General features: G+C 74.5%; 11 protein-coding genes and 2 pseudogenes. 10 read left to right on the top strand and 3 right to left on the bottom strand.

The features are described 5' to 3' along the window. The 9 genes and pseudogenes from EBO15_RS44760 to EBO15_RS39590 form a co-directional block, all read left to right on the top strand. Positions 1–271, top strand: a pseudogene (locus EBO15_RS44760) (hypothetical protein); the annotation flags it as partial. Positions 272–275: 4 nt separating this feature from the next. Then, a complete protein-coding gene (locus EBO15_RS39625; RefSeq protein WP_233616781.1) occupies positions 276–2,039 on the top strand; it encodes a TRAFAC clade GTPase domain-containing protein in 1,764 nt (587 codons plus the stop codon). A gap of 148 nt (positions 2,040–2,187) precedes the next feature. After that, positions 2,188–2,811: a malonic semialdehyde reductase gene (locus tag EBO15_RS39620; protein WP_122199610.1), complete on the top strand. Its 624-nt coding sequence runs from the start codon at positions 2,188–2,190 to the stop codon at positions 2,809–2,811. 121 nt (positions 2,812–2,932) lie between these two features. Further along, a complete protein-coding gene (locus EBO15_RS39615; protein WP_122199609.1) occupies positions 2,933–3,916 on the top strand; it encodes a phosphotriesterase family protein in 984 nt (327 codons plus the stop codon). A 189-nt stretch (positions 3,917–4,105) separates the two neighbouring features. Next, complete coding sequence (locus EBO15_RS39610; RefSeq protein ID WP_122199608.1) at positions 4,106–5,293, top strand: S1C family serine protease; 1,188 nt, start codon at positions 4,106–4,108, stop codon at positions 5,291–5,293. 195 nt (positions 5,294–5,488) lie between these two features. Next, positions 5,489–6,781 carry an ATP-binding protein gene (locus tag EBO15_RS39605; RefSeq protein ID WP_122199607.1) on the top strand — a complete coding sequence of 431 codons (1,293 nt, stop codon included), beginning with the start codon at positions 5,489–5,491 and terminating at the stop codon, positions 6,779–6,781. A gap of 141 nt (positions 6,782–6,922) precedes the next feature. Next, on the top strand, positions 6,923–9,208 hold the full coding sequence (locus EBO15_RS39600) for an FdhF/YdeP family oxidoreductase (protein ID WP_122199606.1): 2,286 nt from the start codon (positions 6,923–6,925) through the stop codon (positions 9,206–9,208). A gap of 317 nt (positions 9,209–9,525) precedes the next feature. Beyond that, on the top strand, positions 9,526–11,934 hold the full coding sequence (locus tag EBO15_RS39595; RefSeq protein ID WP_122199605.1) for an ATP-binding protein: 2,409 nt from the start codon (positions 9,526–9,528) through the stop codon (positions 11,932–11,934). A 72-nt stretch (positions 11,935–12,006) separates the two neighbouring features. Next, positions 12,007–12,657 (top strand): DUF1707 SHOCT-like domain-containing protein, encoded by a 651-nt coding sequence (locus EBO15_RS39590; protein ID WP_122199604.1) that lies wholly within the window; start codon positions 12,007–12,009, stop codon positions 12,655–12,657. Positions 12,658–12,663: 6 nt separating this feature from the next. Here EBO15_RS39590 and EBO15_RS39585 read toward each other — a convergent pair whose 3' ends face one another. Next, a complete protein-coding gene (locus tag EBO15_RS39585) occupies positions 12,664–12,963 on the bottom strand; it encodes a hypothetical protein (protein ID WP_122199603.1) in 300 nt (99 codons plus the stop codon). A 69-nt stretch (positions 12,964–13,032) separates the two neighbouring features. Here EBO15_RS39585 and EBO15_RS39580 point away from each other — a divergent pair, with 69 nt between their 5' ends. Continuing rightward, positions 13,033–13,680: a TetR/AcrR family transcriptional regulator gene (locus EBO15_RS39580; protein ID WP_122199602.1), complete on the top strand. Its 648-nt coding sequence runs from the start codon at positions 13,033–13,035 to the stop codon at positions 13,678–13,680. An 88-nt stretch (positions 13,681–13,768) separates the two neighbouring features. On the opposite strand, the gene EBO15_RS39575 is transcribed toward EBO15_RS39580, so the two are convergent. Continuing rightward, complete coding sequence (locus EBO15_RS39575; RefSeq protein WP_122199601.1) at positions 13,769–14,917, bottom strand: CaiB/BaiF CoA transferase family protein; 1,149 nt, start codon at positions 14,915–14,917, stop codon at positions 13,769–13,771. Between the two features lie 75 nt (positions 14,918–14,992). Then, a pseudogene (locus EBO15_RS44755) lies at positions 14,993–15,506 on the bottom strand (hypothetical protein); the annotation flags it as partial.

Below are 15,506 nucleotides of genomic sequence, written 5' to 3'. Positions count from 1 at the left end.
GCCGACGGCGCGGGCGCGGCTCGGTGTGCAGTGGACGGGCGGTCCGGGCGCGCGGCGGCGGCGCGGCTCGGACGGCGAGCGCCGGGACGAGCTGGTGGAGGTCGTGCTGCGGCTGCGGGCGCGGGGCGTGCGGGAACCGGCGCTGGAGGAGTGGGCGCGGGGCGCGGCGTCCCGGTTCCTGGCGGCGCGGCATCTGGAGTCGCGGTTCGCGTCCGATCCGGAGTTGCGCGCGGCGCTGAAGGCGCTGCTCGACGACGCGCGGCGGGGGTGACCGGATGCCCGCCGTCGTCATCGGACTGCTGATCCTGCTCTGGCTCGCCGTCATGTACGCCGGGTTCGTCCTGGTGTTCCCTGTTCTGTTCCCGGCGGTGGTGGCCGCGGCCGGGCTGGCCGCGTTCGGGTTGTACTACCTGCACGCCGTCCGGGCGCTGACGCCCCGGGAGCGCGGCGGGCCGTCGCCGGTCGCCGAGCCCGTGGTGTCGTACCGGACGTACCTGCTCGGGCAGGCGTGGCGCGACTGGTGGACGATCACCAGGACCGTCGTCCCGCGCGTGTACGGGACGGCCCGCTGGGCGATCACGCGGCTGACGCGGCTGCTGCTCGGCGGGCTGTGGGGGTTCTTCACGTTCCCGTTCTGGCTGGCGCTGTGCGCGGGGATCGCGGTCGCGGCCGTCCCGGCGGCGGTGCTGGGACTGGCGCTGACCGTCCTGTACGGGCTGGTCGCGGCGGTCGGGCTGGCGGCGTGGTCGGTGTGCGTGCTGGCGCTGGCGGCGGTCGAGCGCGGGTTCATGGTCTACGGGCGGATCCTCCAGACCTGCCCGCATCCGTTCTGTTACGAGCGGATCGCCCTGCCGGTGTACGCGTGCCCGGGATGCGGCGCGCGGCACCCGCGGCTGACGCCGGGCGCGGCGGGCGCGTTCCGGCACGTGTGCCGGTGCGGGACGCGGCTGCCCACGACCGTCCCGCTGGGCCGGTTCCGGCTGGCGGCGTACTGCCCGCACTGCGAGGGACGGCTGCCCGAGCGCATCGGGCGCGTCCGGATCGAGCCGCTGCCGTTCGTCGGCGGCCCGGCCGCCGGGAAGACGACGTTCATGGTGCTCGGGATCCGGGCGCTGCACACCCGCGCGCGGGCGGCGCACGGGCGGCTGGCGTTCGTGGAGCGGCGGCACGCCGAGGCGTACGCGGCGATGGTGCAGGTCTTCAACTCGGGTGGACGGCCCGCCAAGACCGGCCCGGAGCTTCCGCTCGCGACGATGCTGGACATCGAGCTGCCCGGCCGCGTCCGCCGCATCCTGTACCTGTTCGACCCGGCGGGCGAGCACTACACGGGCGCGACCGAGGTGGAGTCGCTGCGCTACCTGGACCACGGCGAGGCGCTGCTGTTCGTGGTCGACCCGTTCGCGCTGCCCTACGTCCGGCACTCGCTGGGCGAGTCGGAGCTGCACCTGGTCGAGGAGTCGGCCGGGACGTCGGAGGAGGATCCGGCGGACACGCTGCAGCGCGTCCTGAACGAGCTGCGCACCCGCCCGGACCGGGGCCGGCAGAAGCGCATCGGCGTGATCGTCACCAAGCTGGACCTGCTGTTGAAGACCGACGTCGGGCGGGACGTCACGGAGGCCGGGCTGCGCGACTGGCTGGCCGGGGTCGGGCTGGGCAACTCGGTGCGGTCGCTGGAGCAGGTCGCGGGCGAGGTCCGGTTCTTCGGGTCGGGGCTGTCGACCGCGCCGGGCGAGGTCGCCGACCTGCTGCTGTGGGCGTCGGGGCTGGCGTCCGCGACCCCGCCCGCGGCGCCCGGCGCGGCCTCGTCGCCGTCCCCGTCCCCGGACGTGATCGACGAGGTGCCCGGGACGTCCCCGCTGCGCGCGCCGTGGCCGGTGCGCGGCCGCGACCCGGCGCTGGTCCCGCTGGGGTACCAGGTGGGCCGCTGGTCGGTGCTCGGCGGCCTGTCGGCGGCGGGCCTGGCGCTGCTCGCCGCGGTCGGCACGACCGCCGCCCTGCTGATGGACTCGGTGAGCCTCCACTTCCTCCTGCCCTTCTGACCCCCGACCTCCGCCCCCTCCCCTCCGCCCCCTCCCGCTTGATCATCACGGGGTGTGAGGGGAGGCACACCCGTTCCGGCATAACCGGGGGCTCACTCGCGTTAGATTGGTTGAATCTTCAACAGTTAGCCCGAGAAAGGTTCCTGCGATGACCGCCCTGCACCCCGAAGTCCGGACCACCGACACGCTCGCGCTCGACGCGGCCGCCCAGGACCTGCTGTTCCGCGAGGCCCGCACCGCCAACACCTTCGCCTCCGAGCCCGTGCCGGACGAGCGGCTCCAGGCGATCTACGACCTGGTCAAGTTCGGCCCGACCGCGATGAACGCCCAGCCGATGCGGCTGGTGGCCGTCCGCACGCCGGAGGCCCGCGAGCGCCTGGTCGCGCACATGTCCGAGGGCAACCGCCCGAAGACGGCCTCCGCGCCGCTGACGCTGATCGTCGCCGCCGACACCGGCTTCCACGAGCACCTGCCGACCGTCTTCCCGCACGCCGCGGGCGCGCGCGAGGCGATGGAGGGCAACCCGGGCCGCGCGGGCATGGCGAAGTTCAACGCCACGATCCAGCTCGGCTACCTCATCGTCGGCATCCGCGCCGCCGGCCTCGCCGCGGGCCCGATGACCGGCTTCGACGCCGAGGGCGTCCGCGCCGAGTTCCTCGAGGGCACCGGCCAGGAGGTCCTGGCCGTGGTCAACGTGGGCATGCCCGGCCCGGACGCCTGGTTCCCCCGCAACCCGCGCCTCGCCTACGACCAGATCGTCACCGAGATCTGATCCCCCGCGCCCAGGCCCCGCGGGCGGGTGCGTTGACGGGCCTCACCGGGTGTCCTAGCTTGCGAGGACCGGTCGGCCGGACGCCGTTCCGGCCGGTCCCGCCCGGACGCGAGGAGGCCCCATGCCCACCGTGGAGACCGCGCGCGGCCCGGTCGACGTCGCCGACCTCGGCCGGACGTACATGCACGAGCACGTGTTCGTCCTGGACGACTACCACCAGCGCAACTACGGTTCCGGGGCCTGGTGGGACGAGGACGAGCGGGTCGCCGACGCCGCCGCCAAGCTGGCCGCGCTCGCCGGGAGCGGCGTCACCACCATCGCCGACCCGACCGTGTGGGGGCTCGGCCGGTACATCCCGCGCATCCGGCGGGTCGCCGACCTCGTCCCGGAGCTGAACATCGTCGTCGCGACCGGGCTCTACACCTACGCCGACCTGCCGTTCCCGCTGCACTACCGCGGGCCGGGCACGCTCCTCGGCGGGCCCGAGCCGCTCGTCGCCGACTTCGTCCGCGACCTGACCGAGGGCATCGCGGACACCGGGGTCCGGGCGGCCTTCCTCAAGTGCGCCGTGGACGAGCCCGGCTTCACCCCCGGCGTCGAGCGGGTGCTGCGCGCCGTCGCCGCCGCGCACCGCGAGACCGGCGCGCCCGTGACCGTCCACACGCACAGCGCGTCCCACAGCGGACGCGGCGCGCTCGACCTGCTCCTCAAGGAGGGCGTGGACCCGGCCCGGGTCGTCGTCGGGCACGCGGGCGACAGCAACGACCTCGACTACCTGATGGAACTCGCCGACACCGGCGCGGTCCTCGGCATGGACCGGTTCGGCCTGGACACCTACAACCCGACCCCCGACCGGGTCGCGACCGTCGCCGCCCTCTGCGCCCGCGGATACGCCGACCGGATGGTGCTCAGCCACGACGCGTCCTGCTACATCGACTGGTTCGGGCCGGATCCCGAGGCGCTGCGGCCCGTCCTGCCGAACTGGCACTACGGGCACCTCACCGACGACGTCCTGCCGGCGCTGCGCGAGGCCGGGGTGACCGACGCGCAGATCGACGCGATGCTCGTCGCCAACCCCCGCCGGTACTTCACTCCCGCCCCCTGAGCCCCGGAGGTGGACGGCGGCCTCCTCCGTGCCCGGGACGGACGTCCGGATCAGGTGATCCGGGCCTCCTTGTCGGGGGATCCCGAACATTTCCGCCTCGCGGTGCGTTTCATGAGTTAGAGCCGCCAAGGTGGAATTGCGACGCAGCGGGTATGCCGTCCGCGTCCGGCGCGGCGCGGAGGAGGCGTGATGCACCCTGTCCCGGACCGCAACGTCCCAGGCCCCGGCGGGTCCCGCTCGGCCGCGGGCTGGCTGGTGCTGTTCGCGCTCGCCGGTCTCGCGACCTTCCTGCTGATCAGGCCGATCATGGCGGGTCCGGGCGACCCGTCGGCGGCCACCCAGTCCTCGCCGCAGGCGGTGCACCGGCCCGCCGGGGGCGTGCGCGGCGGCGGCATCGTCAACGTCGACACCGAGCTCGGCTACCGCGGCACGCTCGCCGCGGGCACCGGCATCATCCTCGACCGGACGGGCCTCGTCCTCACCAACAACCACGTCATCCAGGGCGCGACCTCGATCAAGGCGACCGACACCCGCACCCACAAGGTCTACACCGCCCGCGTGGTCGGCTACGACAAGTCGAACGACGTCGCGGTGATCAAGCTGACCGGCGTGAAGAGCGCGGGGCTGAAGCCCGCGGCGTTCGGCGACTCGGGCAAGGTCGCCGAGGGCGACCCGGTCACCGCCAAGGGCAACGCGGGCGGGAAGGGCGGCGCGCCGAAGGTCGCCAAGGGCAAGGTCACCTCGCTGGACCAGGCCGTCATCGCCAAGGACGACTCCGACGGGTCGTCCGAGAAGCTGTCCGGGCTGATCGAGACGGACGCGGCGATCCGGCCGGGCGACTCCGGGGGCCCCCTGTTCAACGCCTCGGGCGAGGTGGTCGGCATGGACACCGCCGCGTCCGGCGGGTTCACGATGGCCAAGAAGGACGGCGGGCGCGGCTTCGCCATCCCGATCAACCGGGCGCTCGGGATCGCCGAGCAGATCCGGCAGGGGCAGGGCGCGCCGAAGGTGCACATCGGCCAGACCGCGATGCTCGGCGTCCAGGTCCGCACGGCCGACGGCGGCCAGGGCACGGGCGGCGCGGACCAGAACGGCGGCACGGGCGCCGGAGCGCCGGGCACGGGGCAGGGCGGCACGGGGCAGGGCGGGGGCGCGCAGGTGGCGTCCACGCTGCCCGACTCCCCGGCCGAGCAGCTCGACGTCCCCGTCGGCGCGGTGATCACCGGCCTGGACGGGACGCCCGTCGACTCCCCCAACACGCTCACCGACCTGCTTCTGCTCCACCACCCGGGCGACAAGGTCGCGCTCACCTACCTCACGCCGGGCGGGCAGGCCGTCACCCAGCAGGTCAAGCTCGCCTCGGGCCCGCCGCAGTGACACCCGTAGTGCCGCCCCCAGTGCCCCCACGGTGACCCGCGCGTACCGGACGGCCCGGGCACGGAACACCGCGAACCGGTGATCGCCTCGTCACCAAAGGTGCCGACCGGCGTAGGATGGCCCGGTCCCGTCCGCGCGGCGGGCACGCCGCGATCGCACGACCCCCCGAACCCGACGCGATTGCCGAGGCCAGCGGTGGCGAGTTCGCCAGGACGTCCGGGCAACCTGCCCGCCGAACCGACCAGCTTCGTCGGCCGCCGCGCCGAGCTGGACCAGGTGCTGCGCGCGCTGGAACGGGCCAGGCTCGTGACGCTGCTCGGGCCGGGCGGCGTCGGCAAGACCCGCCTCGCGCTGCGCGCCGCCGACCGGGCCCGTCCGCTGTTCCCCGACGGGGTGTGGCTGGTGGAGCTGTCCGGCCTGCGCGCTCCCGAGTCGCTGCCGTGCGTGATCGCCGAGACGCTGCGGCTGCCCGGACGCCGCGTGGACGACCCGGCCGGGTTCCTCGCCGACCGGCTCGCCGCGTCCGAGCTGCTGCTCGTCCTCGACACGTGCGAGCACCTCGTGCACGCGTGCGCGATGCTGGCCGAGCGGCTGCTGACCGCCGCGCCCGGTCTGCGCGTCCTCACGACGAGCCGCGAGTCGCTGAACCTGGTCGGCGAGCACCTCGTGCCCGTCCCGCCGCTGGCCGTGCCCTGCCCGCGGGACGGCACCGCCCCCACGGGCTCGGCCGGGGATGCGGCGCCCCTGTGCGACTCGGTCACGCTGTTCGCCGAGCGGGCCGGGGCCAGCAGCCCCGGGTTCACCGTCGCCCCCGGCAACCACGCGGCGGTCTGCGCGCTCTGCCGCCGCCTGGAGGGCATCCCGCTCGCCCTGGAACTGGCCGCCGACCGGCTGCCCGCGATGCCGGTCGAGGAGATCGTGGAACGCCTGTCGGACCGCTTCCACGTGCTGACCGGCGCGGACGGCCCCTACGGCGCGTCCTGGACGGGCGGGCGGCGGCACCGGACGCTGCGGGCCGCGATCACCTGGAGTCACGACCTGTGCATGCCCGCCGAGCGGATGCTGTGGGCGCGGCTGTCGGTGTTCCCCGGCGGGTTCGACCTGGCCGCCGCCGAGTCCGTCTGCGCCGACGGCGACCTGCCCGCGGACGAGCTCGTCGACGTCCTGACCATGCTGGTCGACAAGTCCGTGGTGCGGTTCGACCCGGGCGCGGGCCGCTACCAGATGCTCGACACGCTCCGCGAGTACGGCGCGGAGCGCCTGGACGAGGCCGGGGAGACCGGCCCGCTGCGCCGCCGCCACCGCGACCACTACGCCGCGCTCGCCGACCGGGCCGCGCGCGAGCGCCTCGGCCCGCACGAGTCCTGCTGGACGCGTCGCCTGCGCAGCGAGGAGGGCAACCTGCGCGCCGCCCTGGAGTGGTCGCTGGCCACCCCCGGTGCGAAGGCGTCGGGCCTCCGGCTGGCCGTCGCGCTCCTCGACCGCTGACCCCTGAAGGCCCGCGCCCCCGACGCCCTGGAGGGTGTTCCAGGGGTGTTCGGGCAGGTCGGACGGCATGCTGTGTCGATTCGGGGCCAAAAGGTGCGAGAGTGGGAGGGAGCAGTTCCAAGGCGAGAATGGGTGTGGACGATGAGCCGTGAGGCGCCGCGCGAGGACTTCGACGACTCCGGGATGAAGATCGCGAAGCCGAAGCGGTGGGCGGCGGGCGTGCCGGGCGTGACGGCCGCCCTGCGCGACTCCTACGAGCAGATGGGCGTGAAGCGGACGGCGCTGACGCTGCTCAAGGTCAACCAGAAGGACGGGTTCGACTGCCCCGGCTGCGCGTGGCCCGAGCCCGGCCACCGGCACACCGCCGAGTTCTGCGAGAACGGCGCGAAGGCCGTCGCCGAGGAGGCCACGACCCGCCGGATCACCCGCGCGTTCTTCGCCGAGCACACCGTCGCCGAGCTGGGCGAGCGCACCGACCACTGGCTGGGCCGGCAGGGCCGCCTCACCGAGCCGATGGTCAGGAACCCGGGCTCGGAGCACTACGAGCCGATCTCCTGGGACGACGCGTTCGGCCTGGTCGCGAGCGAGCTGAACGCCCTGGACTCCCCCGACGAGGCGGTCTTCTACACCTCCGGCCGCACCAGCAACGAGGCCGCGTTCGCCTACCAGCTGTTCGTCCGCGCGTTCGGCACGAACAACCTGCCGGACTGCTCGAACATGTGCCACGAGTCGTCCGGGTCGGCGCTGACCGAGACGATCGGCATCGGCAAGGGCTCGGTGCTCCTGGAGGACCTCTACCGGTCCGACCTGATCTTCGTCGTCGGGCAGAACCCCGGGACGAACCATCCGCGCATGCTGTCGGCGCTGGAGAAGGCGAAGAAGGCCGGCGCGCGGATCGTCGCGGTCAACCCGCTGCCGGAGGCCGGGCTGATCCGGTTCAAGAACCCGCAGGTGCCGTCCGGCGTGGTCGGGAAGGGCACCAGGCTCGCCGACCGGTTCCTGCAGATCCGGGTGAACGGCGACCTGGCCCTGTTCCAGGCGCTGAACCGGCTGCTGCTCGAGTCGGACGCCCCGGACGCCGTCGACCACGCGTTCGTCGACGAGCACACCCACGGGTTCGGCGCGTTCGCCGACCACGTCAAGGCCCTGGACTGGGACGACGTGCTCGCCGCGACCGGCCTGACCCGCGGCGAGATCGCCGCGACGCTCGGCGACGTCCTCGCGGCGAAGCGGATCGTGGTGTGCTGGGCGATGGGCCTGACGCAGCACCGCAACTCGGTCCCGACGATCCGCGAGGTCGTGAACTTCCTGCTGCTGCGCGGCAACATCGGCCGTCCGGGCGCGGGCGTGTGCCCGGTGCGCGGCCACTCCAACGTCCAGGGCGACCGGACGATGGGCATCTACGAGAAGCCGAAGCCCGAGTTCCTGGACGCGCTCGCCGCCGAGTTCGGGTTCGAGCCTCCGCGCGAGCACGGCCTGGACACCGTCGACGCGATCCGCGCGATGCGGGACGGCAAGGCCAGGGTGTTCTTCGCGATGGGCGGCAACTTCATCCGCGCCACCCCCGACTCGGACGTGACGGAGGCGGCGATGCGCAACTGCCGGCTGACCGTCCAGGTGTCGACGAAGCTGAACCGGTCGCACGCGGTCACGGGCGGGCGGGCGCTGATCCTGCCCGCGCTGGGACGCACCGAGCGGGACGTCCAGGCGGGCGGCGAGCAGTTCGTCTCCGTCGAGGACTCGATGGGCATGGTGCACGCCTCACGCGGACGGCTCGCGCCCGCGTCGCCGCAGCTCAGGTCGGAGGTCGCGATCGTCACGGGCCTGGCCCGGCGGACGCTCGGCGACCGGCACGGCATCGCCTGGGACGCCATGGAACGCGACTACGACGTGATCCGCGACCATGTGGAGCGGGTCGTCCCGGGGTTCGACGACTACAACGCGCGCGTGCGCGAGCCGGACGGGTTCACGCTGCCGCACGCGCCGCGCGACGAGCGCCGCTTCCCGACCGCGACGGGCAAGGCGAACTTCACCGCGAACGCGCTGGAGGTGCTGCGCGTCCCGGAGGGGCGGCTGCTGCTCCAGACCGTCCGCAGCCACGACCAGTACAACACCACGATCTACGGCCTGGACGACCGGTACCGGGGCGTCAAGGCCGGGCGGCGCGTCGTGTTCGTCAACCCCGACGACCTCACCGCGCTCGGCCTCGCCGACGGCGCGACCGTCGACCTGGTGTCGGAGTGGACGGACGGCACCGAGCGCCGCGCGCCCGCCTTCCGGATCATCGCCTACCCGACCGCGCGCGGCTGCGCGGCGGCCTACTTCCCCGAGACCAACGTGCTGGTCCCGCTGGACAGCACGGCCGAGGTCAGCAACACCCCCACCTCCAAGTCGGTCGTCGTCCGCCTGGAGCCCGCCGGGGAGTGAGCCCGGGGCGGGCGGCGCGAGGCGAGTCCGGACGTCCGGGGCGGGGCGGAGGGCGGCGAGGCCGGGGCGCGCGGGCGGCGAATGTGCGAGCGTAGGACATGCGGGGGGCCGTTGTGGGGGCGGAGCGGGAAGGTCGTCCATAACCGGCCGTATTGACCCGCGTTACGCCCGTGGCCGAGGCGCCGACGGCGTACGATGCACCCATCCTGACGCTCCCATCCGACAGCCCGATTCACAGATCGACCCGCTCACAGATCGACCCCGTTCACAGATCGACCCCACGCATCCCCACGCTCCCTCCCCCAACGAGGTGACCGGTGACGGCACTGGCGGACGACCGGCACGGCGGCAACCTGCCCGCCGAGGTGACCCGGTTCATCGGCCGGCGGCGCGAGCTGGCCGAGGCCACGCGCGTCCTGGCCCGCTCGCGCCTGGTCACGCTGACCGGCGTGGGCGGGGTCGGCAAGACCCGGCTGGCGCTCCGGCTGGCCACCGAGGTCCGCGGCGAGTTCGACGGCGGCGCGTGGCTGGTCGAGCTGTCCGCGCTGCGCGAGCCGGATCTGCTCGCCCGGCACGTCGCCGACAAGCTCGGCCTGCCCGGCCAGGCCGCGGGCGACCAGACCGACCGGCTCTGCGAGCACTTGGCCGACCGTGAGCTGCTGCTCGTCCTGGACACTTGCGAGCACCTGGTGGAGGGCACGGCCACGCTCGTCGAGACGCTGCTGCGGGCCGCGCCCCGGCTGCGGGTGCTCGCCACCAGCCGCGAGCCGCTGGACGTGATGGGCGAGCACAACCTGGTGATCCCGCCGCTGGCCGTCGCCGCCGACGCCCCCGCGGACGGCGACCCGGCGGGCGGCACCGCGGCGGAGGGGAACCGGGCGGGCGCGGCCGGGCGGGCGGCGGTGGACGAGGGCGCGGACGACGCGGTCGCGCTGTTCGCCGACCGGGCCGAGGCGATGGTGCCGGGGTTCACGCTGACCAAGGAGAACCGTCCGCTGGTCGCGCGGCTGTGCGCGCAGCTGGACGGCATCCCGCTCGCGATCGAGCTGGCCGCCGTCCGGATGCGGACGATGTCGGTGGAGCAGCTCGCCGAGCGGATGGACGACCGGTTCCGGCTGCTCGGCACCGCGCGCGCGGGCGGGGACCGGCACCGGACGCTCCGCGCCGCGATCGAGTGGAGCCACGAGCTGTGCACCGGCGAGGAGCGGCTGCTGTGGGCGCGGCTGTCGGTGTTCCCCGGCGACTTCGACCTGACCGCCGCCGAGCGCGTCTGCGGCGGCGACGGGCTGCCCGGCGAGGAGCTGTTCGAGGTCCTCGGGCGGCTCGTGGAGAAGTCGGTCGTCCAGGTCGAACGGGACGGACGCCGCTACCGGATGCTCGACACGCTGCGCGAGTACGGCTCGGAGCGGCTCGCGGGACTCGGCGACGGCCCCTGCCTGCGGCAACGCCACCGCGACCACTACCTCGACCTGGCCGAGCGCGCGCGTGAGGCGGCGCTCGGCGCGGAGCAGCTCGGCTGGCTGACCCGGCTGAGCGAGGAGAACCCGAACCTGCGCGTCGCGCTGGAGTACTCGCTCACCACGCCGGAGGAGGTCGCGACCGGGCTGCACCTGACGGTCGTCCTCCAGCACTACTGGATCTGCCTGGGCATGTTCGGCGAGGCGCGGCGCTGGCACGACCGGGCCCTGGCGTCGCCGACCGGCGGCTCCGGGGACGCGGCGCGCGTCGCGCTCGACCGGGCGTGGATCGCCTACGGCGCGGGCATGGTCGCCGTCCAGCAGGGCGAGACCGACCGGGCGCGGGACCTGTTCACGGCGGCGAACGTCGACTCGTCCGCGACGGCGATGATCATGGCCGACACCGCCGAGGCGGCGTCGGCGCCCGACCTGCTGGCGCACGTCGTCCACGGGGAGGGGCTGCTCGCGCTGTTCGAGGGCCGCCTGGACGAGGCGCGCACCCGGATGGAGCAGGCCCGCGAGGCGTTCGACCGGCTCGGCTACCGGGACCCGCTGGCGCTGCTGACCGGCCCGCACCTGTCGACCGTCCTGCTGTTGCAGCGCAAGGAGCAGGAGGCGCTCGCGCTCGCGGACGCCGCCGCCCGCGACGGCGAGGCGTCCGGCGAACGCTGGTGCCACTCGTTCGCGCTGTACGCGCGGGGCGCGGCGCTGTGGTGGCTCGGCGAGCACCGGGCCGCGACCGACGACCTGCTCGCCTGCCTGCGGATCAAGGAGCGGCTCGGCGACCTGCTCGGCATCACGCTCGCGCTCGACCTGCTCACGCCCGCGCCGGTCGTCCACGGCGAGTACGAGCAGGCGGCGATGCTGCTCGGCGCGACCGAGGCGATGTGGCGGCAGCTCGGCGCGACGCGGCTGTACGGGCCGGACTACAAGCGGCGGCGCGCCACGTCCGAGCACGCGCTGCGCAAGCGGCTGCCACCGGAGCGGTTCCAGGCGGCCAAGGAGCGCGGCGCGCGGCTGTCGGTCGCCGAGGCGATCGCGCTGGCCCGCGGCGAGCCCGCGCCCCGTCCGGAACGGCAGCCGCTCACCGCCCGCGAGCGCGAGGTCGCGGTGCTGGTCGCGCGCGGCCTGTCGAACCGGGAGATCGCCGACCGGCTCTCGGTCGCGCGGCGCACGGTCGACACGGCGGTCGAGCACATCCTGGCCAAGCTCGGCCTGTCGTCCCGCGCGCAGATCGCCGCCTGGGTCCGCCGCGTCCGCCGCGGCTGAGCCGGGTCCGCCGCGGCTGAGCCGGGCCCGCCTGGGGTAGGTCCTCGCCGGATGCGGGCCTAGGGTTGGCGCATGACTCATCTGCCCGAGAAGCCAGATCCCGCGCGTCCTGTGGAGATGCGGGCCTCCGACGCCGACCGCGACCGCGTGGCGCAGATCCTCCGGGACGCCGTGGGCGAGGGCCGGCTCACCCTGGAGGAGGTGGACGAGCGGCTGGACGCGGTCTACAAGGCGAAGACGTACTCCGAGCTGGAGCCGTTGACCCGCGACCTGCCGGCCTCCGGGTCCGCGCCGTCCGGGCCGCCGGCGCCGCGTCCGGCCGCCGGGACCGCGGGCGGTTTCGTCATCGCGCCGGGCGAGGCGCCGACCTGGACGAACGGCGTCGCGATCATGGGCGGGTTCGAGCGCAAGGGCGTGTGGACCGTCCCGGAGTCGTTCACCGCGTTCGCCTACTGGGGCGGTGGCGACATCGACCTGCGCGAGGCGCGGTTCACCTCGCGGACCGTCCACATCACCGCGGTGGCGATCATGGGCGGGATCGACATCATCGTCCCGGACGACGTGAACGTCCGGGTGACGGGTGTGGGGATCATGGGCGGTTTCGAGCACCGGGCGACCGGGCCGGGCGTCCCGGGCGCGCCGGAGATCGTCATCTCCGGGCTCGCCTTCTGGGGCGGCGTGGACGTGAAGCGCCGTCCCAGGAGGCGGGAGGTCCAGGACTAGCGCGGACTAACGCCCCTTCCGCTCGTCGGAGGCCCGGCCGTCCGCCGCGCGGTGGTCGTCCTCGCGGCGGTCGAAGTGGTCGAACGCGCCGCGGACGGCGGCCCGGCGCAGCGCGTCTCCCCCGCCGGACGCCGGCCGGTCCGCCCAGCCCCGGACCACCGGCTCGGCGAGCGACCGCGCCCGGTCGAGGTGGCCGCGCCGCCTCAGCATCACCAGCAGCGTGACGGCGACGACGGCGAGCAGGACGACGCCCGCCGCGATGATCGCGAGGCGGAGCAGCAGAAAGGTCATGATCTCGGTCGACACGGTTCCTCCCCGTTTTTTTGGCATTCCCGTGCTAAATCCAAGGTAGCACGGGTGTGCTATAAAGCGACCATGCCCAAGATGGTGGACCCCGAGGAGCGCCGTCGCGAGGTGGCCGAGGCCATCTTCCGGGTGGCCCGCCGCGACGGCCTCGACCACGCCTCCCTGCGCGCCGTCGCGGCCGAGGCGGGCCTCGCGATCGGCTCCGTCCGGCACTACTTCGACGGCCAGGCCGACCTGATGATCTTCGCGATGCGCTACTTCGCCGACCGCGCCGGATCCCGCATCCGCGAGGCCGCGACCCGCCTCAAGAAGCCCGCCCCGGACGCCCCGGCCTCCGAGCACGTCGCGACCCTCGAGCTCCTGCTCGCCGAGATCCTCCCGCTCGACGAGAGCCGCCGCGAGGAGGCCGAGGTCTGGCTCGCCTTCATCACGGCCGCCCGCACCCGCCCCGACCTGGCCCCCTACGCACGGGAGCTGTTCGACGAACTCGCGGCCATGCTCGACGTCCTCCTGGCCGCCGCCGACCGCCTCGGCGCCCTACGCCCCGACCTCGACCTCCACGCCGAACGCGTCCGCCTCAACGCCCTCCTGGACGGCCTCACCCTCCACGCCGTCCTCCAACCCGACCGCATCGGCCCCCCCGAACTCACCGACGCCCTACGCCACCACATCACCGACATCGCCGCCGTCCCGCCCGAAGGCCCGGCGCCTCGCTGACGGCGAAGGGCCGCCGTCCGGTCATGGACGACGGCCCTGGGCGGCGCTCACGGAATCGGGCTCCCACCGGCTCCCGACGCGAAGACGGTCAGCTTTCGGTGATGGCGCCTGCGGCCAGGAGGGCTTCGGCGTCCTCTATGCCGAGGTCGGCGAGGATGGCGCGGGTATGGCCACCAGGGAGGGAGGGTTCGCCGTCGGTGGTGGCGGGGGTTCGGGAGAAGCGGGGGGCCGGGGCGGGCTGGAGGTGGCCGCCGCGGTCGACGAAGACCTCGCGTTCGGTGTTGTAGGGGTGGCGGGCGGCCTCGGTCATCGACAGGACGGGGGCCACGCACGCGTCGGACGGGAGGAAGATCTCGGCCCACTCGTCGCGGGTGCGTTCCTTGAACTTGGCCGCGAAGCGCTCGCGGAGCTCGGGCCAGGCGTCGCGGTCGTGCTGGCTGGGGAGGCCCGCGTCCGCGAGGCCGAGGAGGCGGAGGAACTCGGCGTAGAACTGCGGCTCGATGGCGCCGACGGCCATGTGCTCGCCGTCCGCGGTCTCGTAGACGTCGTACCAGGGGGCGCCGGTGTCGAGCATGTTGACGCCGCGCTCGTCCTTCCAGAGGCCGCCCGCCATGAACGCGTGGATGAACGTGGACAGGTGGGTCGCGCCGTCGACGATCGCGGCGTCCACGACCTGGCCCCGGCCGCTCGCGCGGGACTCCAGGAGGGCCGCGAGGACGCCGACGGCCAGGTACATGCTGCCGCCCGCGAAGTCGCCGAGCAGGTTCATCGGGACCTGCGGGGGGCCGCCCGCGCGCCCGATGGCGTGCAGCGTCCCGGTGATCGCGATGTAGCCGATGTCGTGCCCGGCGCTCTGGGCGAGCGGGCCGTCCTGGCCCCAGCCGGTCATGCGGCCGTAGACGAGCGCCGGGTTGCGGGCGAGGCAGTCGTCCGGGCCGAGGCCGAGACGCTCGGTGACGCCCGGGCGGAACCCCTCGATCAGGACGTCGGAGCGCTCCACCATCCGCAGGACGAGGTCGCGGCCCTGCGCGTTCTTGAGGTCCACGGCGATGGAGCGCTTGCCGCGGTTGGTGAAGTCGGTCCCGCCCGTCGCGCCGCCGCCCTTGCGCGCGGCGGCGGCCCGGTCGACGCGGACGACGTCGGCCCCCAGGTCGGCCAGCAGCATCGCGGCGAACGGGCCGGGCCCGATGCCCGCCAGTTCGACGACCCTGACCCCGGCCAGTGGCCCTCGTCCCATCACGCGCCCCTCTCGTCGGTTCCTGCCCCCATTGTGCCCGACGGAGTAAGCGGTCACTGACGGCAGGGGCGCCGGTCAGCCGCCCGGGCGGCGGAACACCGGCACCGGGACCTGGTCGAGGCCGCGCGCGACCACCGTGATCCGGCCGGACGGCGGGACGGACGCGACCGGCCCGCGCCCGGCGAGGAGGCCGCCGTCGGCCTCGACGGGCTGGAACGGGCCCTGCGCGGAGAGGGCGGTCACGCGGCGGCTCGCGGCGGCGAGGTAGTACCAGCGGCCCTTCGGCGACCGCCACCATCCGGCGCTCGCGACGTCGCCGCCCGCGGACGCGCAGTCGGGCGTGTCCAGGCGGCGGCCGATGACGTGCAGGCCCCGGTCGTCCGCGAGGACGGCGTAGGCGGCGCCGCGTCCGCCCGTGTAGGCGTAGCGGACGCACATCCAGTGGCCGGGGCCCGCGCCGTCCGGGAGGGGGCCGGTCCAGAACTCGCGGGCGGTCGCGGACTCGACGTCGCCGCGTCCGCGCCGGTCGAGCGCGGCCGGTCCGGCGGCGCCGCACCCGAGGCGGCGCCACAGCGCGAACCCGGCGGGC

This window comes from Actinomadura harenae (assembly GCF_003696215.1).
GTDB lineage: Bacteria > Actinomycetota > Actinomycetes > Streptosporangiales > Streptosporangiaceae > Spirillospora > Spirillospora harenae.
This window is presented reverse-complemented; position numbering and strand designations above follow the sequence as displayed.

Coding starts and splice junctions, on each gene's coding strand:
- EBO15_RS39625 (WP_233616781.1), top strand. CDS start 276: ATGCCCGCCGTCGTCATCGGACTGCTGATCCTGCTCTGGCTCGCCGTC.
- EBO15_RS39620 (WP_122199610.1), top strand. CDS start 2,188: ATGACCGCCCTGCACCCCGAAGTCCGGACCACCGACACGCTCGCGCTC.
- EBO15_RS39615 (WP_122199609.1), top strand. CDS start 2,933: ATGCCCACCGTGGAGACCGCGCGCGGCCCGGTCGACGTCGCCGACCTC.
- EBO15_RS39610 (WP_122199608.1), top strand. CDS start 4,106: ATGCACCCTGTCCCGGACCGCAACGTCCCAGGCCCCGGCGGGTCCCGC.
- EBO15_RS39600 (WP_122199606.1), top strand. CDS start 6,923: ATGAGCCGTGAGGCGCCGCGCGAGGACTTCGACGACTCCGGGATGAAG.
- EBO15_RS39590 (WP_122199604.1), top strand. CDS start 12,007: ATGACTCATCTGCCCGAGAAGCCAGATCCCGCGCGTCCTGTGGAGATG.
- EBO15_RS39580 (WP_122199602.1), top strand. CDS start 13,033: ATGCCCAAGATGGTGGACCCCGAGGAGCGCCGTCGCGAGGTGGCCGAG.
- EBO15_RS39575 (WP_122199601.1), bottom strand. CDS start 14,917: ATGGGACGAGGGCCACTGGCCGGGGTCAGGGTCGTCGAACTGGCGGGC.